The sequence below is a fragment of the Ruegeria sp. BC5 genome (assembly GCF_056539205.1).
Map to the genome: position 1 here is coordinate 730,936 of NZ_JBQFUN010000001.1, position 22,304 is coordinate 753,239.

General features: G+C 57.4%; 22 protein-coding genes. 4 read left to right on the forward strand and 18 right to left on the reverse strand.

What is annotated here, in order from left to right; translation table 11 throughout:
• Nucleotides 1–54 precede the first annotated feature (54 nt).
• Nucleotides 55–657, forward strand: a complete 603-nt coding sequence (locus tag ACR0LY_RS03750; RefSeq protein ID WP_170348622.1) for a DNA-3-methyladenine glycosylase I — start codon at nucleotides 55–57, stop codon at nucleotides 655–657.
• 6 nt (nucleotides 658–663) lie between these two features.
• Here ACR0LY_RS03750 and ACR0LY_RS03755 read toward each other — a convergent pair whose 3' ends face one another.
• The 4 genes from ACR0LY_RS03755 to ACR0LY_RS03770 all read right to left on the reverse strand — a co-directional run bounded on the left by ACR0LY_RS03755 (nucleotide 664) and on the right by ACR0LY_RS03770 (nucleotide 4,987).
• Entirely contained in the window at nucleotides 664–1,545 is an 882-nt protein-coding gene (locus ACR0LY_RS03755) for a fructose bisphosphate aldolase (RefSeq protein ID WP_170348621.1), read from the reverse strand.
• Between the two features lie 73 nt (nucleotides 1,546–1,618).
• Entirely contained in the window at nucleotides 1,619–2,968 is a 1,350-nt protein-coding gene (locus ACR0LY_RS03760; protein WP_170348620.1) for a cytochrome P450, read from the reverse strand.
• Nucleotides 2,965–4,179: a hypothetical protein gene (locus ACR0LY_RS03765; protein WP_170348619.1), complete on the reverse strand. Its 1,215-nt coding sequence runs from the start codon at nucleotides 4,177–4,179 to the stop codon at nucleotides 2,965–2,967. Before ACR0LY_RS03765 ends, ACR0LY_RS03760 begins: the two co-directional genes overlap by 4 nt.
• Before the next feature lie 55 nt (nucleotides 4,180–4,234).
• Nucleotides 4,235–4,987, reverse strand: coding sequence for a cytochrome c biogenesis CcdA family protein (locus ACR0LY_RS03770; RefSeq protein WP_170348618.1), 753 nt, complete (start codon nucleotides 4,985–4,987; stop codon nucleotides 4,235–4,237).
• A 105-nt stretch (nucleotides 4,988–5,092) separates the two neighbouring features.
• On the opposite strand from ACR0LY_RS03770, the gene ACR0LY_RS03775 reads away from it, so the two are divergent.
• Nucleotides 5,093–5,326, forward strand: a complete 234-nt coding sequence (locus ACR0LY_RS03775) for a sulfurtransferase TusA family protein (protein WP_170348617.1) — start codon at nucleotides 5,093–5,095, stop codon at nucleotides 5,324–5,326.
• Between the two features lie 55 nt (nucleotides 5,327–5,381).
• On the opposite strand, the gene ACR0LY_RS03780 is transcribed toward ACR0LY_RS03775, so the two are convergent.
• The 7 genes from ACR0LY_RS03780 to purC form a co-directional block, all read right to left on the reverse strand.
• The gene (locus ACR0LY_RS03780; protein ID WP_170348616.1) at nucleotides 5,382–8,234 is read right to left on the reverse strand and encodes an Rne/Rng family ribonuclease; all 2,853 of its coding nucleotides are present in this window, start codon (nucleotides 8,232–8,234) and stop codon (nucleotides 5,382–5,384) included.
• Nucleotides 8,235–8,746: 512 nt separating this feature from the next.
• Nucleotides 8,747–10,081, reverse strand: a complete 1,335-nt coding sequence (locus ACR0LY_RS03785) for a sigma-54-dependent transcriptional regulator (protein ID WP_170348615.1) — start codon at nucleotides 10,079–10,081, stop codon at nucleotides 8,747–8,749.
• Nucleotides 10,082–10,094: 13 nt separating this feature from the next.
• Nucleotides 10,095–11,873 carry a sensor histidine kinase gene (locus ACR0LY_RS03790; RefSeq protein WP_170348614.1) on the reverse strand — a complete coding sequence of 593 codons (1,779 nt, stop codon included), beginning with the start codon at nucleotides 11,871–11,873 and terminating at the stop codon, nucleotides 10,095–10,097.
• Between the two features lie 36 nt (nucleotides 11,874–11,909).
• A complete protein-coding gene (gene purQ / locus ACR0LY_RS03795; protein WP_170348613.1) occupies nucleotides 11,910–12,578 on the reverse strand; it encodes a phosphoribosylformylglycinamidine synthase subunit PurQ in 669 nt (222 codons plus the stop codon).
• Nucleotides 12,579–12,601: 23 nt separating this feature from the next.
• A complete protein-coding gene (purS, locus tag ACR0LY_RS03800; protein ID WP_170348612.1) occupies nucleotides 12,602–12,832 on the reverse strand; it encodes a phosphoribosylformylglycinamidine synthase subunit PurS in 231 nt (76 codons plus the stop codon).
• Nucleotides 12,833–12,948: 116 nt separating this feature from the next.
• Nucleotides 12,949–13,611 carry a MarC family protein gene (locus ACR0LY_RS03805; protein WP_170348611.1) on the reverse strand — a complete coding sequence of 221 codons (663 nt, stop codon included), beginning with the start codon at nucleotides 13,609–13,611 and terminating at the stop codon, nucleotides 12,949–12,951.
• 133 nt (nucleotides 13,612–13,744) lie between these two features.
• On the reverse strand, nucleotides 13,745–14,500 hold the full coding sequence (gene purC, locus ACR0LY_RS03810) for a phosphoribosylaminoimidazolesuccinocarboxamide synthase (protein ID WP_170348610.1): 756 nt from the start codon (nucleotides 14,498–14,500) through the stop codon (nucleotides 13,745–13,747).
• Between the two features lie 187 nt (nucleotides 14,501–14,687).
• Between purC and ACR0LY_RS03815 the strand changes: the two genes are divergently transcribed.
• Both ACR0LY_RS03815 and bmt read left to right on the forward strand, forming a co-directional pair.
• On the forward strand, nucleotides 14,688–15,005 hold the full coding sequence (locus tag ACR0LY_RS03815) for a DUF1476 domain-containing protein (RefSeq protein ID WP_170348609.1): 318 nt from the start codon (nucleotides 14,688–14,690) through the stop codon (nucleotides 15,003–15,005).
• Nucleotides 15,006–15,127: 122 nt separating this feature from the next.
• Nucleotides 15,128–16,144 (forward strand): betaine--homocysteine S-methyltransferase, encoded by a 1,017-nt coding sequence (gene bmt / locus ACR0LY_RS03820; protein WP_170348608.1) that lies wholly within the window; start codon nucleotides 15,128–15,130, stop codon nucleotides 16,142–16,144.
• 5 nt (nucleotides 16,145–16,149) lie between these two features.
• On the opposite strand, the gene ACR0LY_RS03825 is transcribed toward bmt, so the two are convergent.
• From ACR0LY_RS03825 to argC, 7 genes are all read right to left on the reverse strand, one after another.
• Entirely contained in the window at nucleotides 16,150–16,926 is a 777-nt protein-coding gene (locus tag ACR0LY_RS03825) for an enoyl-CoA hydratase-related protein (protein WP_170348607.1), read from the reverse strand.
• 72 nt (nucleotides 16,927–16,998) lie between these two features.
• Nucleotides 16,999–17,454, reverse strand: coding sequence for a cytochrome c-type biogenesis protein (locus ACR0LY_RS03830; RefSeq protein ID WP_170348606.1), 456 nt, complete (start codon nucleotides 17,452–17,454; stop codon nucleotides 16,999–17,001).
• Complete coding sequence (locus ACR0LY_RS03835; RefSeq protein ID WP_170348605.1) at nucleotides 17,451–19,415, reverse strand: heme lyase CcmF/NrfE family subunit; 1,965 nt, start codon at nucleotides 19,413–19,415, stop codon at nucleotides 17,451–17,453. The genes ACR0LY_RS03830 and ACR0LY_RS03835 overlap by 4 nt, the downstream gene beginning before the upstream one ends.
• A gap of 74 nt (nucleotides 19,416–19,489) precedes the next feature.
• A complete protein-coding gene (locus ACR0LY_RS03840) occupies nucleotides 19,490–20,068 on the reverse strand; it encodes a holin family protein (RefSeq protein WP_170348604.1) in 579 nt (192 codons plus the stop codon).
• Nucleotides 20,059–20,670, reverse strand: a complete 612-nt coding sequence (locus tag ACR0LY_RS03845; protein ID WP_170348603.1) for a holin-associated N-acetylmuramidase — start codon at nucleotides 20,668–20,670, stop codon at nucleotides 20,059–20,061. The genes ACR0LY_RS03840 and ACR0LY_RS03845 overlap by 10 nt, the downstream gene beginning before the upstream one ends.
• A 115-nt stretch (nucleotides 20,671–20,785) precedes the next feature.
• Nucleotides 20,786–21,232, reverse strand: coding sequence for a cytochrome c maturation protein CcmE (ccmE, locus tag ACR0LY_RS03850; RefSeq protein WP_170348602.1), 447 nt, complete (start codon nucleotides 21,230–21,232; stop codon nucleotides 20,786–20,788).
• Nucleotides 21,233–21,239: 7 nt separating this feature from the next.
• On the reverse strand, nucleotides 21,240–22,268 hold the full coding sequence (gene argC, locus ACR0LY_RS03855; RefSeq protein ID WP_170348601.1) for an N-acetyl-gamma-glutamyl-phosphate reductase: 1,029 nt from the start codon (nucleotides 22,266–22,268) through the stop codon (nucleotides 21,240–21,242).
• Nucleotides 22,269–22,304 lie beyond the last annotated feature (36 nt).

Here is a 22,304-nt window from a genome sequence, read left to right on the forward strand (position 1 = left end):
GTCAGCTTGTTTCCTTTGCATGTACCCTGATCCGGAACAAAAGGGGTACATCATATGAGCAAGACTGTAACCGGACCCGATGGACAACCGCGCTGCGCTTGGTGCCAAGCCGCCCCTGAGTTCTTTGAGTATCACGATCAAGAATGGGGCTATCCGGTCGCGGACGATCAGCGATTGTTCGAAAAGCTGTGCCTTGAAAGCTTTCAGTCCGGACTTAGTTGGCGAACAATACTGAACAAGCGCGAGAATTTTCGCAAAGCGTTTAATCAATTCGATTTTAACGCTGTAGCTGCATTTACTAATGCAGACATCGAGCGTCTCTTACAGAACGAAGGCATCATACGTCATCGCGGCAAGATCGAGGCCGTGATCAACAATGCCCGCTGCGCGCAGGACCTTATCGTGGCCGAGGGTTCTCTGGCCGCTTATGTGTGGCGATACGAGGCCGACAACCCGCCTGCGCCGCAAAATGCGTCAACCTCGGCCGAGTCCATTGCAATGTCGAAGGATTTGAAAAAACGCGGTTGGAAGTTTGTTGGTCCAACCACGGTATTTGCTTTCATGCAGGCCATGGGGTTGGTCAACGACCACGCAATCGGCTGTACCATGCGTGAAAAAGCGGCGCAGATGCGCCGCGAATTCATCAAGCCGGAATAGCGCCTCTTAGACCGAGGCGCGGAAGATCTTGTCAATATTGCCGCCCAGAGCCGTATTGAACTCAGCATCTGATTGCTGTTTGGACAGCCCTTCGGTCAACGCGCGCGAAAACGACGCAATCATCTTGCCGTTCTGGTTCAGCAGATCACAGGCTTGCTCGGTTGAATAACCACCAGACAAGGCCACTACGCGGACAACACGAGGGTGGTCGGCCAGTTCGTCGAACAGGTTGGCATTGGTGGGGATGGTCAGTTTCAGCATGATGTCCTGCCCCTCGTCCAGTTGATCGAGGTTCTTCAGGATTTCGGCCTTCAGAATATCCTCGGCCTCGGCCTTGGTGGCGGAATTGATGTTCACTTCGGGCTCGACAATCGGAACCATGCCTGCGGCAACAACCACGCGCGCGACGTCAAATTGCTGGGCAACTACGGCGGCAATTCCTTCGGCGTTGGCTTCATGGATCACCGAGCGTTCCTTGGTGCCGAACACGCCATCCACCTTGGCCAGTGTTTCCGCCAGGCCAGGAATCGGTTTCATCATCTGTACACCGTTGGCCTGATCTTCCAGACCCTTGTCGATCTTCAGGAACGGCACGATACCTTTCTGCGACCACAGGTAATCGGCGACTTTGCGGCCATCGATTTCCTCGCCCAGCGTGCGTTCGAACAGGATCGCGCCGATCACTTTGTCCTTGGTAAAGTCGTCAGCCAGAATAATGCGGGCGCGCATCTTCTGGATTTCACCGAACATTTCCTCGTCCGAGCTATAGTCCGAGGCCTCAACCCCATAAAGAGCCAGCGCCTTGGGCGTCGACCCGCCGCTTTGATCCAGGGCCGCAATGAAACCCGCGCCGTTGGACATCTGCTCGCGCTGTTCTGCTTTGGACATAAGACTTTCCCGTTTAACAATGATTCCGCATTTTGCACTCGCATACAGCAAGGCGGCGGGCGATGGTAGCGTGTTAGCGCTCAACCACGCGCAGCCAGATGCCATCTTTGGATCGCACCGTCAGATGCGCCACTGGCACTGGTGTGCAATCTTCAACTATTTCGAACCGAAAATTTTGCAACAACATCGACAACAGTAATGGCCCTTCGACCATAGCGAACCCGGCCCCGGTACACACGCGGGGACCGGCGGAAAACGGGATATATGCGTGGCGCTGGCAGGTTTTCCCGTTTTCGGTAGACCATCGAGTAGGATCGAAATCATCGGGTCGATCCCACAAACGCTCTTGCCGATGCAGGTGCCAGGGGCTGATGACGATCTGCGCGCCCTTGGGAATGTCCCGCCCCCGGAATTGTTCAGGGCACGTCGCCTCGCGCACCATCATCGGTACCGGAGGGTACAGGCGCAGCGCCTCGCGAAATACATCGCGGCTGAGCTTCAATCTGGACACTGCGCTAAAGCTGGGATCATTCAGAATATCCGCCTCAGCGCTTAGTTTTTCCTGCCATTCGGGGTAAAGCGCCATCAAATACAGCGTCCAGGCCAGCGCTGATGCACTGGTTTCATGCCCAGCCAGGAAAAAGATGGCGACCTGATCCACCATCTCCTGCGTGTCGAAACAATGACCGGTTTTCGGATCAGGTGTGGTCATGATCTTGGTTGCCAAGTCGTCCGGCGCTTGACCCGTGGCGATCAGATCGGCACGCTCTGCTATTAGACCCGAAATCAAAGCCCGGATATCCTGCGCGTTTCTGCGTGTATTGCGCGCATGCAACCGGGGCACCCACTTCGGTACCGGAATAAAGGCCGCCAGGTTCAACAAAGGCTGTTGCCGCTGATAGGCTCGGAACTTTTCGAACACCTGCGCGGCGACTTCATGTTCAATCGGAACTGAGAAGAGCGTTCGGAAAATCACGTCCGCCGCGGCGTGGCTGGTAACCTCCTCGCATTCAATCACCTGCCCCGCTTGCCCTTTCAACCGCGTGACACAGGCTTGCACGGCTTCCAGCATGGCTGGGAATGTGTCTTTCAACCGCCCGCCTTCAAAGGCCGGGTCGATGATGCGGCGCTGCCGTTTCCAGGTCTCACCATTGGTCAGAAAGACCGAGTCACCCAATAGCGGGCGCAACCCCTCGCTTATGCGACCAGATTTCGGGAAATCGTCGGGGCGCTGCTTAAGGACGGTTTCTACAAGCTCGGGCTGGTTGATCATGTAGGACCGAAAGAACGGCGTTTGGAACTCGGCCATCCAGGCCCGGTACAGGCGCTGTGGTTGGGCCGATAACAGGTCCTTGCGGAACAGTTTCAGATAGCGCCACAGAGAGACCTTATCCGGGCGGGATGTTGGTTTGGGCGGCTTCACGGAAGAACCGACCTGTATTTCGAAACCGGCTGGTCGATACGCGATTTTGACGGATCACGGCCTTGAAACCTTTGCGCCAGTGAAAGCGGCCCTGCGGTAACGCGGAAATAGTCATAATCGCCGGGGCGATCAAACGCGCAGAGATACTGAAAATGCAGCCGGAAAAACCGCCAGCGCAGCTCGTGCCAGCGTTCTGGCGACAGAGTTTGTGTAAAGGCCGCGGACAGCACCAGCGGCCAACGTTTTTGATCGGGGGCAACGCCACTGACGCCCACTGGGTCACATAGAGCAAAGGCACACCCATCCCCCGGGGCGGACACGTCAACCCAGGTGAGTTCACTTCGGGTCGACAGAAATTGCAGATCGGTGCGCAAATCCCTGGCGTCCGGCAGGAATGAGACCATAGGCACCACCTGCCCAAGGCTTAGAAAGGACAGGATCGGGCCGTCACTGGGAAGGTTTTGCGAACGGATCAGATCAGCCAGTACCATCACACCCAGATGCGCCCCCGATGAATGGCCAACGACCAGAACCTCATCCACATCCGTCTCAAGTGCGCGTTGAATATGTTTGGTAAATTCGGCCAGACGTGACCGTAACTCGGCTGGGGTGGTGCCATTCAACGCAGCCGAATAGGCATAGTCGTGCATCAGGTAATACGCAAACAAGCGATTATCGATCTTGCGAAACCAGAGCAGCAAAGCATAAGCGGTCGCTATTGCCGGCACCATGGCCACCCACCCAGCAACAGGCCATAGCAACGCCGCAAATATCCACAGCACGCCTAGCGACAGGGCCAATTGCGCAATCAGCATGCCGACAGGATACAACGCTGCAATCACTGGCCCTTTGCGCAAGCGCATAAGGCACCACATTGCCCCTGACCCAATGTAAATCCAGGCCGTGCGCACAAGCTGCAAGTAGGCCGCGGGGATCGAATTCGACATACTGTCGCGCACGATGTCCGACCAGACCAAGACCTCGATTTCTGCCTCGACGTCGACGCCATCCTGGCGCGAGCGGACATGCCAGCCGTACGGACCGTCACCTGATTTGGGCGCCAGTGAGATCTTGTAGCCTGAGATTTCCGCCTGCGCCCGACCTTCTTTTCGGTACAGCTCTCGGTATCGCCGAGGGTGAATCGGATCGTAGCCTGGTATGTAGAAAACCCGACGCCGTCTTACCTGAGACTGATTTGTGTGACTGCTCATGGCCTTACCTTCTGCGGCGCAGGTTAACGCAGCCTTGCCGCCAAGGTAAGTCAGATCATCCGAAATTGGCGAGTGCGGGGAAGGTTTCCAGCAGCCACCAGCTGAACTCGGTGAATAGGCCAGTGATCAGCATGATGCCGACGAACAGCAGCAGACCCCCCATGACCTTTTCAATCGTTCCCATGTAAGGCTTGATCCGGTTCATCACTGACATCGACCGGTTCAGGAACATCGCGGCCAGTAGGAACGGAATACCCAGACCTGCCGCATAAACACCCAGCAACAACGTACCCCGCGCCACCGAGGACTCGGACGCCGCCAGCGACAGGATCGCACCCAGTTGTGGTCCGATGCACGGAGTCCAGCCGAACGCAAAGGCCAGACCCAGGATATAGGCACCAAAGACCGAGCCGCCGGAATCTCCGGTTTCGATCCGCGCCTCACGATCAAGGAAAGGAATGCGGAAAACATTCAGGAAATGCAGACCAAAGACAATCACCACTGCACCGGAGAGTTTGGCGAAAAGCACCTGGTTCTGCAGCACGAATACCCCAAAGGCCGATGCTGTGAACCCCAATAGCAAGAACACCGTGGACAGACCCAGCACAAAGAACAGCGCCGACATCGTCGCCTTACGCCGGGCACGCGCCTCATCCTGCATCTCGTTGATGGTCACACCACTCATATACGCCAGATAAGGTGGCACGATGGGCAGAACGCAAGGCGACAAGAAGCTGATCAGCCCGCCCAGCATCGCGATGAACATGGCGGGTAGCAGGCCCGCGTCTATGATATCAATTCCGAACATAAATCAGCACATATGGTATCAACCCCGCCACGTCACGGGGCCATTCGGTCACATCCCCGTGCTTGGACGCTGGACACTGCGTCAACTTGGAAATATCTGCACATTATGTCTAGCCCCACTGAAACATTGGATGCGCTGGGTCTTTTGTGCCCTTTGCCCGTCCTGAAAGCCAGAAAACGCCTTAAATCTATGCCCTCGGGGGCAATTTTGCGCGTGTTGGCCGATGATCCTGCCGCCATCATCGATGTTCCGCATTTCTGCACCGAAAGTGGGCACCAGCTGGTGTCACAAGAGGATGCGGACGGACATCAGATCTACCTGATACAAAAATCAGGCTGAGGTGGAAACACGTCTGGTTCAAGAAAAAGGCGGGCTCAAAGCCCGCCTTTCTTATTTATTGCCCCAAGGACCACCACCCGCGCCGTTTCGGCTTGGGCGGTTCGCTGGGTTGCTCAGGCTCTTCGGCCACAACTTCCAGAACAGGCTCAGGCGTTTCTGCAACCGGCTCTTCCAGCGCTACTTCGACTTCAGCGGTCTGGACAGTCTCGGCAACCTCTTCCACAGCTTCTTCAGCTTCGACAGCTACTTCGGTAATCACTTCTGTCTCGGTTACCTCATTCGCTGTCGGCGCATCGGGTTCCGCTGAAACCGGTTCGGTCACCACCTCAGCAGCTTCGGGCTGTTCAACGGCTTGTTCCGGCGCAGGTTCTTCTGCAGTGGTTTCCTCGGCCTGCTTAGCGACTGCTTCCTCAGCTTTATCAGCGGGTGTTTCGTCGGTTGCTTCAACCGTTTCCGCGTCCTTCTTACGACGGCGCGGCGCACGGCGGCGCTTCGGTTTTTCAGCCTTTTCTTCCGCAGCAGGTTCTTCGGGTTGAGCCTCAGCAGATGCTTCATCCGTAGCTTCGGCTGCGGTCTCACCGTCCTCTGCACCAGTTTCAGGTGTATCCCCCGAGCCGTTGCTTTTCTTACGACGACGGCGGCGACGTTTGCGCTTGGGCTTAGTCTCTTCTTCGGCCTGAACCGCCGTTTCTTCTTCGACGGCTTCGTCCTCGTCCGCATCCACCAGATCCATCAGCGTTGCGTCCACGGATACAACCGGCGCTGTCGCCTCGGGCACGATACGGCTGGCGGTCTTAAACTTCTCCATCGAGAAATCGGGACTGACCAGATGCACGTCGCCTTCGATGCGAACTGACAAGCCATAACGTGCTTCGATCTGCGCAATATGTTCCCGCTTTTGGTTCATCAGGAAGTTAGAGATACTGACCGGGCAGCGCACCAGAACCTCGCGCGAGCGGCGGCGAGTGCCCTCCTCTTCGATCTGACGCAGGATGGTCAGCGCCATGTTGTCATCCGACCGGATCAACCCGGTGCCATGACAGGATGGGCACGGCTGTGTTGTCGCCTCCAGCATGCCAGGGCGCAGACGCTGTCGGCTCATCTCCATCAGGCCAAAGCCGGATATCCGACCCACCTGAATACGCGCGCGGTCTGTCTTGAGCTTGTCTTTCAGACGCTTTTCAACGGCCGAGTTGTTCTTACGCTCGTCCATGTCGATAAAGTCGATGACAATCAGACCAGCAAGATCGCGCAACCGAAGTTGCCGCGCCACTTCTTCAGCGGCCTCAAGATTGGTCTTAAGCGCGGTTTCCTCGATCGAGCCTTCCTTGGTTGCCCGGCCCGAGTTCACGTCAATCGCCACCAGCGCTTCGGTCACGCCGATCACGATATAACCGCCGGATTTCAACTGTACCGTCGGATTGAACATGCCGGTCAGATAGCTTTCGACCTGATAGCGTGCGAACAGCGGCAGGGCGTCTTCATACCGTTTCACGTTCTTCGCGTGGGACGGCATGATCATTTTCATGAAGTCCTTGGCGATGCGGTAACCGCCTTCACCCTCGACCAGAACCTCATCAATCTCACGATTATAGAGATCGCGGATCGACCGTTTGATCAGGTCGCCCTCTTCATAAATCTTGGCGGGCGCGATGGACTTCAGCGTCAGCTCGCGGATCTGCTCCCACATGCGCTGCAGATACTCATAGTCGCGTTTGATTTCGGACTTGGTGCGCTTGGCCCCCGCAGTCCGAATGATCAGGCCCGCACCAGTCGGCACGTCAATTTCAGCCGCGATTTCCTTTAGTTTCTTACGATCCGGGGCATTGGTGATCTTGCGGCTGATGCCACCGCCACGCGCGGTGTTGGGCATCAGAACGCAATAGCGACCCGCCAGCGACAGGTATGTGGTCAACGCGGCGCCCTTGTTGCCACGCTCTTCCTTGACGACTTGTACCAGCAGAACCTGGCGTACCTTGATCACTTCTTGAATCTTATAGCGACGCGGACGCGGCTTGCGCGGCGGACGGATGTCCTCGCTGTCGTCCTCATCAGCAACTGACTCAATGCTGTCATCTTTAGCCGATGCATCTGAACGAGGTTTTTCTTCGGCCTCGTCTTCGTCTTCGGCGTCGGTTTTGGTGGCTTCCGCAGCAGGCGCGTCGTCTGCGTTGTCGTCCGCAGCGCTTTCGGCTTCAGCTTCCCCTTCGGGAGAGGCATCTTTCGCCTTTACGTCTGCAGTTTCTTCTACAGGCTCCACAGATTCCTCTTCCGTGGCGGCTTCCTCAGCCTCGGCAGCAGGCTCCTCCGCGGTCGCAGGCTCTTCTGCCTCAGCGGCAGGTGCCTCAACTTCATCCGAGGCTTCTGCGTCATCGCTGGGTTCCTCAACCGGCGTCTCAGCGACATGATCCATTGGAGAGGTGCCTTCTGGAACAGACAGATCAGCCCCTTCTTCGCCCTCATCCAGATCAATCGTTTCCATGCCTGTTGGCTCAGACGAAACCTCGATGGATTCGACTGCGTCGTCAGATTTCACATCCGCCGCCTTGGTCCGCGACCGGGACCGGCGCTTTTTAGGCTTGGCTTCTTCCGCCTCGTCCCGCGCCTTCATCGCCTCGGCATAGGCGCGCTCTTCTTCCATCAGCGCTTCGCGGTCGGCGACCGGAATCTGATAGTAATCCGGGTGGATTTCCGAGAACGCGAGGAACCCATGCCGGTTCCCGCCGTAATCCACAAAGGCCGCCTGAAGGGACGGTTCTACTCGCGTAACTTTTGCTAGATAGATATTGCCAGCAAGCTGACGTTTGTTTTCGGACTCAAAATCGAACTCCTCGACCTTGTTTCCGTCGACCACCACAACGCGGGTTTCCTCCGCGTGGGTGGCATCGATAAGCATTTTCTTAGCCATTTGTCCTTGGTGCACCGCGCCAAACGCGTTGTCCTGGCCCGTCCGGGAGGACAGGCGCTTTTGGGGTGGTGTCTTGTCAGGGCGATATCGGACGGCGCGCGGCAGGGTCTGGCGCTGTGGCCCCCTGCCCGTACACTCGATCGTTGCGCGCGCGTCATCGCGGTTCTTCTCCGACAGGCGCGGAATGCCGCGTCCTGCCCATTTTTTCCTTTCGCCCGCTCAGGCGGGCTCAGGCGTTCAACTGCCCGGTTAAGGGCATAATCGGTCTGCTTTGCCTCGTGGGGATCATCACCATCCGCGGCAGAGCAGCGAAACTCAAAGCTTGGGGCTTAAGGGCGTAAATAGGCCCGGCCCGTCCCGCCACCATAAAGGCAGTCCTGTGGAAAAGACAATGGGCAAACTGCACGGTTCACTCCGAACACCGGACAGGATCGCTTCATCTGGCCAAAAATACTTGGGGGAGTGAATTGGCCCAAAGGGCCAAGAGAGGGGGCTGACCCCCTCTCTGGTGTTTACAGGTAATCCGAACGCTGCAGGCTGTATTTGGCCATTTTCTCGTTCAACGTCCGTCGCGGCAGGCATAGCTCTTCCATCACGGACGCAATCGAGCCCTTGTGACGGCGCATCGTGTTGTCGATCAGCATCCGTTCGAACGCCTCGACATATTCCTTTAGCGGCTTGCCCTCAGTCGTCATAACCGGCTGCATTTCTTCGTGATCCGACATCAGCAACGAGGCAATCGTCCCGGAACCCCGGCGAGATTGCAGCACGGCGCGTTCGGCGATGTTGATCAACTGGCGCACATTGCCTGGCCACGGGGCCTGCAGCAACTGCGCGGCCTCCTGCGCGCTGACCTGCGGTGCGTCACAGCCATATTCTTCAGCAAATTGCTCACTCAAGCGCGTGAACAGCGTCAGGATATCTTCTCCGCGCTGGCGCAAAGGCGGCATGGTGATCCGAAGCGCGGCCAGGCGATAAAACAGGTCCGGGCGCAGGACATCTTCGCTGGTCTTACCCGCCTCCTGCAGGTTCGAAATCGCAACGATCCGCGTCTCGGCCGGTGTACCCTGATCATTCATGACGCTCAGCAGTCGGGCCTGAAGCGTGTCACTGAGGGCTTCGACATCTTCCAGCACCAACGTCCCACCGCGCGCCTCTTCAATCGCGGGCAGTTGCGCGTCTTCGGGCATCATCGGACCAAATAGACGTTTCGACAGCGCCTCTTCTTCCAGCGCTGCGCACGAAACCAGAACGAATTTCTTGCCCGCCCGGCTGCCAACGGCATGCAGAGCATGCGCAACCAGGGTTTTACCCGTGCCGGTCTCACCGTCGATCAGAACATGGCCGTCCGCCTGCCCCAAATCCAGGATATCCTCTCGCAAGCGCTCCATCACCGGGCTGGCCCCGATCAGCTTGTTCATGATCTGAGTGCCGCCGGACAGCTCGCGCCGCAAGGCCCGGTTGTCCAATGTCAGACGGCGTGCATTGCTGGCGCGTTTTGCCAGTTCTGACATGCGGTCCGGGTTGAAAGGCTTTTCAAGAAAGTCGAACGCGCCCACGCGCATCGCCTCAACCGCCATCGGAACATCGCCGTGACCGGTGATCATGATGACCGGTAAGGTGCTATCAGCCCCCATCAGCTTTTTCAGCAATTGAATGCCATCCATTCCCGGCATCTTGATGTCCGAGATGACAATGCCCGGATAATCCGGTCCCAGTACCTTCAGCGCGTCCTCGGCGCTCGAGAACGTTTCAGTGTCATATCCCGACAGTGCCAGCCATTGGCTGATCGACTGGCGCATGTCCTGTTCGTCATCCACAATGGCGATTTTCATGGCCTGTGCCATAGTCATTCCTTTGTTATTCAGCGGCCTCCAGGCCGTCGCTTCCTAGTATCGGCAATTGCATCTCAAACACCGCGCCGCCGTGCTGGCCGTTGCGCGCAGTCAACCGTCCCCCATGGTCGTTCACGATACCCGACGAGATGGCAAGCCCCAACCCGACCCCATCGCCGGGCTGCTTGGTGGTGTAGAAGGGCTCGAACAGATTCTCGATATTCTCGATCCCGTGACCATTGTCGCGGACGGTCAGCACCGCCATGTCACCAGCTGCCAGGATGATTTCAACATCCGGCTCTGATACAGATTTGGTGGCGTCCAGCGCATTGCGCAAGAGGTTCACCATCACTTGTTCGATCCGCATCCGATCCCCCATCACTATAACGGGTTCTTCGGGCAGGATCTGCGTTATTTTAACGTGTCGCTGCCGCAGCTGAGGTTCCATCATTGACAGGCTGGAAGCCAGCGCTTCGCCAAGATTTACTGGTGAAAACGCATCCGCGCCCTTGCGCGCATAGGATTTAAGCTGTCGGGTGATCGCCCCCATCCGTTCGATCAAGCCGTCGATGCGACCAAAGCTGGCCAACGCCTCTTCGGGGCGGTTTCTGCGCAGCAACAGACGCGCGCCAGCCAGATAAGTTTTCATTGCAGCCAGCGGTTGATTCAGCTCGTGGCTGACAGCGGCCGACATCTCACCCAAGGCTGCAAGTTTCGAACTTTGCGCCAGCGTTTGCTCGGCAACTTCCAGTGTCTTTTCAACCCGTTCACGTTCAGCAATTTCCCGCTGTAGCCGCATGTTCAATGCGCGAAGCTCTGCCGACTCGCGCTGGAACAAGGCCATCCGCAACGTCGCTCGGCGGCTCAGCGCGTAAAAGGCCAGCGCCAGCAGAATCGCGAATCCCATAATCTCAAGCGCCAGAACGCTGTTCACCTTTTCCCGGATCGACGCATAGGTGGTGAATGACGTCATTTGCCAACCGCGGAATGGAATGCGCGTCTCCATGCGCATCACGGCCTCACCCTGCAGGTAGGCATCAGGCGGCAAGGCGGTCCAATCGGTCGTTGCCCGGATTGCGCGCTGGATTGCCCCTTCGGGCGGCTGACGCAGCATCGCCTCGCCTTCTTGCACGCCGCGCCACTGTGGTTCGGTCGACAAGATGATCGTGCCGGTACTATCTGCCACCATCACCGCGTCCGAAATCCCTGCCCAGGCCAGTTCGAATTTGTGCAAATCGACCTCAACCACGATGACGCCAAGGATTTCGGCGTTGGCTTCCATACGACGCGAATAGACAAAGCTATAGCCGCCGGATTCCTTCGGGATTACCGTAAAGATCGTGGCGTTCGAGCGTACAGCATCAATGAAATAAGGCAAACTCCTGTGTGCCTCACCCAAACGGTTGCGATCGGTGGAAGCGACCGAACGCCCATCCCCATCCAACAGCATCAGCGAGGCTGCTCCAATTTCTTCCACAAATGAGATCAGGCGCTGGGTCGACAGAGAATAATCGCTGGATTGAAGCGCCGAGATCAGCGTGGGATCCCGCGAAAGCAGCTGCGGCACAATCGCATTTCTGCGTAGTTCGCTTAGCAGGTTGCCGGAATACAGGGCTAGACGCAGCTCGGCGCGGTTGCGGGTGGACTCAGTAAATCTGTCCGTCAGTAGCCGGTTTGTGATCCAGATCGTCGCTACAGCGACCACCAGCAGGGTAATGACAGCCAATCGCAGGCGCCACCCAAGGGGCGCGCCGCGAAAAGGTTTTGTCAGAATGGACCAGCCAGAGCGAACATCAGAACTCATCCCGGGAAATTACGCGGGCTTGATCGCAACCTCAAGTCACGCAGGTGCGAGGACCCCCGACAATGCGCGGAACAATGCCGTTCCATCAGTGCCGCCGTGACCTTCATCCGCCGCCCGCTCGGGGTGCGGCATCATCCCCAACACCCGGCGGTTTTCCGACAGGATACCAGCAATATCGCTAACCGAGCCGTTTGGATTCTCGGTATAGGTGAACGCGATCCGATCCTGATCCCGCAACGCAGCCAGAGTGGTGTCATCCGCGAAATAATTGCCGTCGTGGTGTGCAATCGGAATACCGATCACGTCACCGGCGTTGTAACCTTGGGTAAAGGCGCTGTCGCTGGTTTCCACCTTCAGACCGACAGTTTTGCAGATGTATTTCAGACCCGCATTGCGCAGCAATGCACCCGGTAGAACGCCGGTTTCTGTCAGAATCTGGAAGCCATTACAGACACCCACGGCATAGCCACCGCGGTTGGTATGTTCGACAACCGCCTTGCAGATCGGCGATTGCGCGGCAATCGCGCCGCAACGCAGGTAGTCACCATAGGAAAACCCGCCGGGAACGCCCACGATGTCGATGCCCTCGGGCAGCGCGGCATCCTTGTGCCAGACCATGTCGACCTGAAACCCCACCTGTTCAAAAGCGACGGCAAGGTCCCGGTCACAATTGGACCCAGGGAATACGATAACAGCAGCGCGCATGGCGGGGCCTCCGGGGTAAAGGGTCAGACCAGTTCGATTTCGTAGCGTTCGATGACCGTGTTGGCCAACAGCTTTTCGCACATCTCGGTGATGTCGGCCTCGGTCGCACCTGCAGCCAGCTCAAGGTCGATCACCTTGCCTTGACGCACGCCTTCGACCTGATCGAAGCCCATAGCGCCCAATGCGTGCCGCACTGCTTCACCCTGCGGGTCAAGGACCCCATTCTTGAGCATCACATGCACCCGTGCTTTCATTCCTGCAACTCCAGCTAAGGGCCATGGTTCCGGGCCCGTTCCGTTGCGCGGGGGATAACGCGACAAACCGCGTTCGACAACCCTTGTCCGCACACAGTTTGCCGCAGGTGTGACGCTCAGCCACTGCCGGTTAATCCGGGGTAATGCGCATCAATGGCGTTAAACGTACCGGTCAGCACCATTTCGACGGCCACGGCCACAAGAATGATTGCCATAACGCGGGTGATCACGTTGATCATGGTTGGCCCAAAAAACCGCGAGATCGGGTCGGCGAACAGCAACCCCAGCCCGACGATGGCGCAGGCGATCAATACGGCTGAGCCTAATGTCACAATCTCGGCCCCATCCGACAGCGTATGAGCAAACACGATGGTCGTGGCAATCGTGCCGGGTCCGATGGTCAACGGTATTGCCAACGGCACGACGGCAATGTTGCTTTTCTTCTTTTCGCCCTCTGCAACCGCCCTTTGATCACCTTTTGGCGGGTCAGACGCGTTCAGCATCGACATGCCGACCCCCAGAATGATCAACCCGCCGGCAATGCGGAAGGACGGGATGTCGATGCCGAAGACCGCCAGAATCTCTTCGCCAACCAATACCGCGATCAAGGCCACGACAACCACTGTTCCGGTTACGACCAGTGCCACGCGCTTGCGTTCGGGACCCGAGTAGCCTTCGGTCATACTCAGAAAGATCGGGATACCGTAAAGCGGATTGAAGATCGCCAGTAACGCCGCGAGGAATTTCAGAAAAACCGCCTGATCGAACAATTCGGCCATTTCGTGACTATCCTTGATTGCACCTGCCCCGACAATGCGAAGGTGCGGACCGTCTGTCAAACCACCAGAGCAAAAGAAAAAAGCGCCGTCTTAGAAACGGCGCTTTTGACAGAATTTACATCCGAAAACCGGCTTAGTTTATCAGCGTGGGCTTGGTCACGTTGCTTTTAGGCAGAACGCCCAGACGTCGTGCGACCTCTGAATAGGCATCAGTCAGATTACCCAGATCGCGGCGGAACACGTCCTTGTCCAATTTCTGTCCGGTTTCGGTATCCCATAGGCGGCAGCTGTCCGGGCTGATCTCGTCCGCGATAATCAGACGCTGATAGTCGCCGTCATAAACGCGGCCAATCTCAATCTTGAAATCGACCAGACGGATGCCCACGGCCAGCATCACGCCGCTCAGGAAATCATTCACGCGCAGTGCAAGGCTCAGGATATCTTCCATGTCCTGCTGGCTGGCCCAGCCAAAGGCGGCAATGTGTTCCTCGGTTACCAGAGGATCACCCAGCGCATCATCCTTATAGCAGTATTCCACGATCGGGCGCGGTAACTGCGTTCCTTCGGCAATGCCAAGACGTTTCGACATCGTACCGGCGGCATAGTTGCGCACGATCACTTCCAGCGGCACGATCTCGCAGCTGCGCACTAACTGTTCGCGCATGTTGAGGCGGCGAATAAAGTGGGTCGGCACGCCGATCTGGGTCAGGCCGTTCATGAAGAACTCGCTCAGGCGGTTGTTCAGCACGCCCTTGCCGTCGATCACGTCCTTTTTCTCGGCGTTGAACGCGGTGGCATCATCCTTGAAATATTGCACGATGGTGCCCGGCTCTGGGCCTTCATACAGAATCTTAGCTTTACCTTCGTAGATTTTCTTGCGACGCGCCATAAGCGACCCTTCCAGTCTGGTAAGAGGGAATGAGTCCCCTCACGTTGGCGTCCTCATAGTGCAAGCCCCCCTTTCCCGCAAGTTCGCACACAAGAAAGACTTTGATACAACGCAAATCCCTTGCACGCGGCGTTCTGTATGGTCATATCAACATCAACGATATGTTACTCGAAGAGGTCCCCAACCTATGACGACGTTTGACGAACGCGAAAACGCATTTGAAGCCAAGTTTGCGCATGATGAAGAGATGCAGTTCAAGGCACAGGCCCGCTGCAACAAACTGCTTGGCCTATGGGCCGCGGAAAAGCTGGGCAAAACCGGTGACGAAGCGGAAGAATACGCCAAAGCCGTCGTGAAATCCGATTTTGAAGAAGCCGGTCACGAAGATGTTGTGCGCAAGGTTTCCGGCGATCTGGGTGCTTTGTCGTCTGACGATGAAATTCGCGCCAAGATGGCCGAGCTTCTGCCCGAAGCCAAGTCGCAGATTCTTAGCGAGACTGACTAAGGGCTTTTGCCCCACCTCATGATCTTCATGAGATTTATGAGTTTGCTTTGGCGTCCCGGTCATGAGACACGGGGCGCCTCTGTTATTATCAGGCCAATTGCGCCTTTTTCCGGATAACCCCAATGACAAATGCATTGACCGAACTTCTCAAGACCAAAGATGCCATTTTGGCAGACGGTGCAACTGGGACCAACCTGTTCAACATGGGTTTGCAATCGGGTGATGCGCCCGAATTGTGGAACGTGGACGCGCCGGGTAAGATCCGCGCGCTGTATCAAAGCTCGGTGGATGCGGGCAGTGATCTTTTCCTGACCAACACTTTCGGGGGCACGTCGGCCCGGCTAAAGCTGCATGATGCGCAAAACCGCGTGGCCGAGTTGAACCGGATCGGTGCCGAGTTGGGACGTGAGGTTGCTGACAAAGCCGGACGCCCGATCGTTGTGGCCGGATCGGTCGGCCCAACCGGCGAGATTCTGGTGCCCGTTGGCAGCCTGACCCATGCCGACGCCGTCGAAATGTTCCATGAACAGGCCGATGCGCTCAAGGCTGGTGGCGCCGATGTTGTGTGGCTGGAAACCATAAGCGCCCCTGAAGAATTCCGCGCCGCCGCTGAGGCGTTCGCCTTGGCCGATATGCCCTGGTGCGGCACCATGAGCTTTGACACCGCTGGGCGAACCATGATGGGTGTTACTTCGTCCGATCTGGCTCAACTGGTCGAAACCCTGCCCAACCCGCCGATTGCGTTTGGCGCCAACTGCGGCACCGGCGCGTCTGATATCCTGCGCACCGTTCTGGGCTTTGCCGCGCAAGGCACCGAGCGGCCCGTGATCTCGAAGGGCAATGCCGGTATTCCGAAATACGTGGATGGCCACATCCACTATGACGGGACGCCCGAGTTGATGGGTGAATACGCCGCCATGGCGCGCGATGCCGGAGCCACAATCATTGGCGGTTGCTGCGGCACCATGCCCGATCACCTGCGCAAGATGCGCGAAGCGTTGGACACAAAACCGCGCGGTTCGCGCCCGACACTGGATCAGATCACCGATGCCCTGGGGCCGTTTTCCTCGGCCTCGGATGGTACCGGCGACGAAGCCAACGCACCCGAGCGGCGCACGCGCCGTCGCCGCCGCGCCTGAACGGTTCAGCGCCCCTCGAATTTCGGGGGGCGTTTTTCCATGAAGGCGACGACACCTTCGGCAAAATCACGGCTGCGCCCGCATTCCCCTTGTAAATGTGCTTCGGCGGCCAATTGCTGTGGCAGCGTTTTCTCATACGTCCCGCGGATGGCCTGTTTGATCGCGCCAAAACCGGCTGTGGGACCATTCGCCAGATAGGCTGCACGTTTGCGCCAATGGGCATCGAATGTGTCGTCGGACACGGCTTCCCAGATCAGACCCCATTCATCAGCCTGCCGTGCGCTGATCTTGTCCGCGAATAAGGCGGCCCCCATCGCTTTGGCGAACCCCATCTGACGCGGCATGAACCACGTACCGCCCGCATCCGGCAACAACCCGATCCGGGCGAACGCCTGCAGGAAGTATGCGCTTTCAGTGGCGATCACCACATCAGCGCACAGCGCAAGGTTTGCCCCTGCCCCGGCTGCCGGTCCGTTCACAGCCGCAATGGTGGGCACCGGGCAATCATAGATCGTTTCCAGCATCGGTTCATATTCATCGCGCAGCGTGCGTTCTAAATCGACCTTGCCGGTGCTGGACGCATCACCCAGATCCTGTCCTGAACAAAAGGCGCTTCCCGCTCCGGTCAGAACGATCGCCCTTGCATGACGCGCCGCATGTTTCATTGCATGAGTGACTTCGGCCCGCATCTGCGCGGTCATCGCGTTCATCTTGTCGGGCCGGTTCAGGGTGACAACAGCCAAATCATCCGTGATGTCCAAAAGGATTGTTTCGTATTCCATGAACCTTCCCCCAATTCCAAACTTTTCGGAACCCTGACCGAAATGGAGGGGAAGGAAAAGATGAACGCGGGGTCAGTCTTCAAGAATCTGGCGCAAACGCTCTTTCTCAGCCTCGCTGAGCGTGTCCTTTTCACCCGTGACCTGAACCCGGGACCGTTTGCGCAGGAAACTCCAGCCCATGAGGGCTGCGATCAACAACATGATCGGGCCCGCAAGCCACAGCATCAGATTCGATCCCGAAGTGGTTGGCTTCAGCAAGACATATTCGCCGTAGCGATCGACAATGAAAGCGATTGCCTCGTCATCCGTGTCCCCGGCCACCAGTCGCTCACGCAACAACAGGCGCAAGTCACGGGCCAGTTCGGCGTTGCTTTCGTCGATGCTCTCGTTGCGGCAAACCAGACAGCGAAGGCCGGTGCTAAGGTCGCGCGCCCGCTGTTCCAGCGCTGGATCGTCCAGCACTTCGTCCGGCTGTACGGCAAACAGGGGCGACGCGATGAGGGACAGGATCAGGACCAGACGTTTCATTCCGCAGGTACTCCGCCCGATGGCGCCTTGCGCGCACCTGCCGCCACACGGAACCGGCGGTCCGACAGGCTGAGCAGCCCGCCCAGAGCCATCAGGATACACCCACCCCAGATCCAGTTGGCCAGCGGCTTGATATAGGTCCGCATGACCCAGCCACCATCCGCTTGCTGATCGCCGATTACCACGTAAAGATCCCCCAGGAACCGATAATCAATCGCAGCTTCGGTCGTGGGCATCCGTGCCACTGGGTAATCGCGCTTTTCAGGATGCAATGTTCCCATAGGCCGTCCATGCTTTTCGACCCGAACGTCAGCAGTGGTCGAGAAATAGTTTGGCCCTTCCACAAGCCGGACGTCTTCCAAAGTCAGAGTAAACTGCCCCACCTCGAACGGCTGACCTGGTTGTGCAACACGAATGTCTTCGACCTCCCACGCGGTCAACCCGGCGATGGCGAACATGGTCACGCCCATGCCTGTATGAGCAACGGCCTTGCCCCAATCCGCACCGGGCAAACGAAACAGACGTTTCAGATTGCCTTTGCGGCCCGTACGGCTCCACAAATCAACCGCCGCGCCAAAGGTGATCCACACGCCCAGGAACAGCCCAACCGGACCCAGCGCACTGCGCCCTGTTTGAATTGCCCAGACCAGCAATGCCAGCGCAACGGCCAGAACAAAGGCATAGCGCAGCGAATAGGCAGTTTTGCCAAGCTTGCCGCGCTTCCACGGCAACATCGCACCCACTGGCAATGCAATCCCTAACGCCACCATGAAGGGCGTAAATGCCGAATTGAAGAACGGCGCGCCGACCGAGAGTTTGCGGTCAAAGGCCATCTCAGCCACCATCGGCCACATTGTTCCGACGAATACGACGAAACAGCTGACGGCCAGCAGGATATTGTTCAACACCAGCGCGCTTTCTCGGCTAACCATACCAAAAACGCCTTTGGCCTCCATCGCCTGCGCCCGCGCGGCAAACAGGGTCAGCGCGCCGCCGATGAAGATCACGAGGATAATCAGGATGAACACGCCACGCTCGGGGTCATTGGCAAACGCATGGACCGAAGTCAGAAGGCCCGAACGCACAATGAAGGTACCAATCAGCGAAAAGCCAAAAGCAATGATTGCCAGCAGGATCGTCCAGCTTTTCAACGACTCGCGTTTTTCCACGACGATGGCCGAATGCAACAGCGCAGCGGCCAGCAGCCATGGCATAAACGACGCATTTTCGACCGGATCCCAGAACCAGAACCCGCCCCAGCCGAGCTCGTAATAGGCCCACCAGGACCCCAGCGCGATACCGATGGTCAGAAAAACCCAAGCCGCCAGCGTCCATGGGCGTACCCAGCGGCCCCACGCGGCGTCTACGCGCCCTTCGATCAGGGCGGCGACGGCAAAGCTGAACGCCATGCTCAGCCCCACATAGCCCAGATACAGAAACGGCGGATGAAAGGCCAAACCGGGGTCTTGCAGCAACGGGTTTAGATCGCGCCCGTCAAAGGGGGCCACGATCAGCCGGTCAAATGGGTTCGAGGTGAATAGGATAAACGCGAAAAACGCGACCCCAATTGCCCCTTGCACCGCCAATACCCGCGCCTTCAAAGTCGGCGGCAAACCGCCCCCAAAAAACGCGGCCATCGCGCCAAACAAGGACACGATAAGAACCCACAACAGCATCGAGCCTTCGTGGTTACCCCATGTTCCGCTGATCTTGTACAACATTGGTTTGGCCGAGTGACTGTTTTCAACCACGATCCTCAACGAGAAATCGGACGTCACAAAGGCCCAGACCAGCGCACCGAACGAAAAGGCAACCATCGTAAATTGAATGATTGCCGCCGGTTCAGCGAAATTCATCCAGCTAGGCCAGCGTTTCGCTGCGCCTATCAGTGGAACCACCGATTGCACGATGGCAACCAGAAAAGCGAGGATCAGGGCAAAGTGGCCAAGTTCGGTAATCATGGCCCGGGTATATTCCTGTTCCGGGGCAAGCACCAATCACTTTCGCCCCTTTGGGGCGAGCATAGTGTCGCGGTTTAGGCCACGCGATTGCGTCGCCAATCCTCAAGCGCCGGATTTGCATCAGGACGGCCTGCTTTTTCCGCCAACGCGGCGTCCGTTCCGGGATTTGCTGCGCCGACAGCGTCGCCGTGCATTACCTTCAGGGCTTGCAGGTTTTCTAAAACCTGAGGCGTGCGCTGCATCGTGGCAGTGATCTCTCGCTGCAGATCCTGCACCTTGGCCTGATGACGCGCGCCGAAATAGAAGGACACAATCACCCCCAGCAACCACCACAGGGGTTCCGGTACCAGGGCAATCCCCTGCATTCGGGCCGCAAACCACAGCGGATCAACCATCGCCGCGACAAACAAACCCAAAGTACCAAGTGCCATAGCCGGTCGCGGCAGACGGTTGAGCCCATCCATGAACCGGTCAAACGCGCCCTTATTCGGGCCCTCAAATTCATCTCCGAACTGAATCATCGCCTGCTGTCGCAAAGCCAGACCACGCTCTGCCCCGTTTTCAGCATTTTCCCAAAATATTTCAGCAGTTTCCCGCACGACATTACGGCCACCGCCAAACAAAAACGTCAACATGTCCGAGATCAAACCCATCCTGAAACCCTCGCTTGAAATTCCGCGTCACTCAGGTGGTAAATCGGCGAAACAAACTCCTCGGCCCGGCGAATCCACCCCCCCTTGCGACCCGCCCGTGTGCGGGCATATTTGCGTGACGCAGGCCGGTGATCTGCCAGACGGAAATAGTAGTTCCGCCGCGCCACACCGTACGCATCCCTGAGTGCGTCCGGATCGGGGTCAGCCGCATCCCGGCAGGCCTGCGCGGTTTTGGGACCAATTGCCCCATCAACCACGATTTCGAACCCCATATCGCGCAACAGACGTTGCAGGATTTTGACCGCGTGACTGCCAGCGTTGACATACATGTCAAAAACCGAAGCCCGCAATTCGTGCGGCAAGAGGTCCAACCGCGGTTGTTCAAAATAATGCTGCACGAAAATATCAATGGCCTGAGATTTGCTGAGCATCCGAACATCGGTGCGGTTGATTATCCCGTCACCTGAAAGATCAAGCCCGAGACGCCGCATCGTGTGAATGGTCACCCCGTATTTCGTCGCGCCACCGGGATCGTCCGAATCGTCCACAAAGCCACCTTCTCGCGCCACGATCTCAGTTGCAATCTGTCGCACCGTCTGCATCGCACCCTCCGCCTGCCGTTGACCAAACGCTGAGGCTAACCGGTTAATTTGGCGCAATGAAAAAGGGCGCTGCATGCGCAACGCCCATCAGTTCTTGCTTGTCAGCTAAGGTAAATCAACTTTCACCAGCCTCTTTGTAAACACCCTGTTCTTTCAGGGCGTCGACCACCTCTTTCGGCATGTACGTTTCGTCGTGTTTTGCAAGAATTTCTGTGGCTTCGAATACACCGTTCACGTAAGAACCCGTCCCTACCATGCCCTGGTTTTCCGCAAACAGATCCGGCAGAACCCCGGTAAACGCCACCGGCACACTTTCACCGCCATCGGTCACGACGAAACGCACCGTCTCGCCCTGCCCGCGAATGATCGAGCCTTCCTCGACCAGACCGCCGATACGAAACACTTCTGTCGGTTTCGGGGGTTCAGCAATCACCTGACTGGGAGAGCGGAAAAAGTTAATGCCATCGCGCATCGCAAACCCAATCAACCCCGTCGCCAAGACCAAAGCCACGACGGCCAGAAGAATGACTTGTACTCGACGACGTTTCTTGAGCGTTTTCATACCGTCCTCACGGGAATAGCGGGGCCATCATCAGCCCCCGGGTTTCATCTTCACCTAACATCAGGTTGGCGTTCTGCAAGGCTTGGCCGCTGCTACCTTTTGTCAGGTTATCCAATGCGCCGATCACGATGGCGCGGCGTTCGATCCGATCGCCGACAACACCGATATGGCAGAAATTCGAACCGCGCACATGGTGGGTCGAAGGTGTTTCGCCGAACGGCAACATCTGAATAAAGGGTTCATCTTCATAGGCTTTGGCAAGTGTCTCATAAACACTTGCCGAGTCCCCTTTGACGTAAGTCGTCGCAAGAATTCCCCGGTTAGCCGGGATCAGGTGCGGCGTGAACTGCACATGCACCGTACGCCCCGCCAGTGCCGAGAATTCCTGATCGAACTCACCCAGATGCCGGTGCGTACCGCCAACGGCATACGCATTGTAGCCTTCGCTGAGTTCCGCATGCAGCAGATTTTCCTTCAGCGACCGGCCTGCGCCGGAAACGGCGCATTTCAGATCCAGCACGATATCATCCAAATCGATAACACCTGCAGAAATCAACGGACGCAGCACATACTGACCCGTCGCTGCATTACACCCGGTTCCCGCGACCAACCGCGCATTACGGATGTCATCCCGGTAGAACTCGGTCAGGCCATAGACGGCCTCGTCCTGCTGTTGCAGCGCGGTGTGCGGGTTTCCGTACCATTTTTCGTATTCATTCGGGTCACGCAGACGGAAATCCGCGGACAGATCAACGATTTTGAGGTTTTGCGGCAGGTCACGAATGACCTCTTGGCTAGTTTTGTGTGGCAAGGCGCAGAAACACAGGTCGACCGTGGAAAAGTCGATCTCAGAGATTTTGCACAGGTCTGGCAAATCCATGTGACGCAGATGCGGAAAGACCTGTGCCATTGACATGCCGGCCTTCCGCTCGGCGGCCAAGGCAGTGATTTCCATATTCGGGTGCTCGGCGATCAGCCGCACCAGTTCGGCGCCGGTATAACCCGAAGCACCCAGAATTGCGATTTTATGGGTCATGTCAGACCTCTTGATCCAGTGTGTCACAAATCACGA

Coding starts and splice junctions, on each gene's coding strand:
- ACR0LY_RS03750 (WP_170348622.1), top strand. CDS start 55: ATGAGCAAGACTGTAACCGGACCCGATGGACAACCGCGCTGCGCTTGG.
- ACR0LY_RS03755 (WP_170348621.1), bottom strand. CDS start 1,545: ATGTCCAAAGCAGAACAGCGCGAGCAGATGTCCAACGGCGCGGGTTTC.
- ACR0LY_RS03765 (WP_170348619.1), bottom strand. CDS start 4,179: ATGAGCAGTCACACAAATCAGTCTCAGGTAAGACGGCGTCGGGTTTTC.
- ACR0LY_RS03770 (WP_170348618.1), bottom strand. CDS start 4,987: ATGTTCGGAATTGATATCATAGACGCGGGCCTGCTACCCGCCATGTTC.
- ACR0LY_RS03775 (WP_170348617.1), top strand. CDS start 5,093: ATGTCTAGCCCCACTGAAACATTGGATGCGCTGGGTCTTTTGTGCCCT.
- ACR0LY_RS03780 (WP_170348616.1), bottom strand. CDS start 8,234: ATGGCTAAGAAAATGCTTATCGATGCCACCCACGCGGAGGAAACCCGC.
- ACR0LY_RS03785 (WP_170348615.1), bottom strand. CDS start 10,081: ATGGCACAGGCCATGAAAATCGCCATTGTGGATGACGAACAGGACATG.
- ACR0LY_RS03790 (WP_170348614.1), bottom strand. CDS start 11,873: ATGAGTTCTGATGTTCGCTCTGGCTGGTCCATTCTGACAAAACCTTTT.
- purQ (WP_170348613.1), bottom strand. CDS start 12,578: ATGCGCGCTGCTGTTATCGTATTCCCTGGGTCCAATTGTGACCGGGAC.
- purS (WP_170348612.1), bottom strand. CDS start 12,832: ATGAAAGCACGGGTGCATGTGATGCTCAAGAATGGGGTCCTTGACCCG.
- ACR0LY_RS03805 (WP_170348611.1), bottom strand. CDS start 13,611: ATGGCCGAATTGTTCGATCAGGCGGTTTTTCTGAAATTCCTCGCGGCG.
- purC (WP_170348610.1), bottom strand. CDS start 14,500: ATGGCGCGTCGCAAGAAAATCTACGAAGGTAAAGCTAAGATTCTGTAT.
- ACR0LY_RS03815 (WP_170348609.1), top strand. CDS start 14,688: ATGACGACGTTTGACGAACGCGAAAACGCATTTGAAGCCAAGTTTGCG.
- bmt (WP_170348608.1), top strand. CDS start 15,128: ATGACAAATGCATTGACCGAACTTCTCAAGACCAAAGATGCCATTTTG.
- ACR0LY_RS03825 (WP_170348607.1), bottom strand. CDS start 16,926: ATGGAATACGAAACAATCCTTTTGGACATCACGGATGATTTGGCTGTT.
- ACR0LY_RS03830 (WP_170348606.1), bottom strand. CDS start 17,454: ATGAAACGTCTGGTCCTGATCCTGTCCCTCATCGCGTCGCCCCTGTTT.
- ACR0LY_RS03835 (WP_170348605.1), bottom strand. CDS start 19,415: ATGATTACCGAACTTGGCCACTTTGCCCTGATCCTCGCTTTTCTGGTT.
- ACR0LY_RS03840 (WP_170348604.1), bottom strand. CDS start 20,068: ATGGGTTTGATCTCGGACATGTTGACGTTTTTGTTTGGCGGTGGCCGT.
- ACR0LY_RS03845 (WP_170348603.1), bottom strand. CDS start 20,670: ATGCAGACGGTGCGACAGATTGCAACTGAGATCGTGGCGCGAGAAGGT.
- ccmE (WP_170348602.1), bottom strand. CDS start 21,232: ATGAAAACGCTCAAGAAACGTCGTCGAGTACAAGTCATTCTTCTGGCC.
- argC (WP_170348601.1), bottom strand. CDS start 22,268: ATGACCCATAAAATCGCAATTCTGGGTGCTTCGGGTTATACCGGCGCC.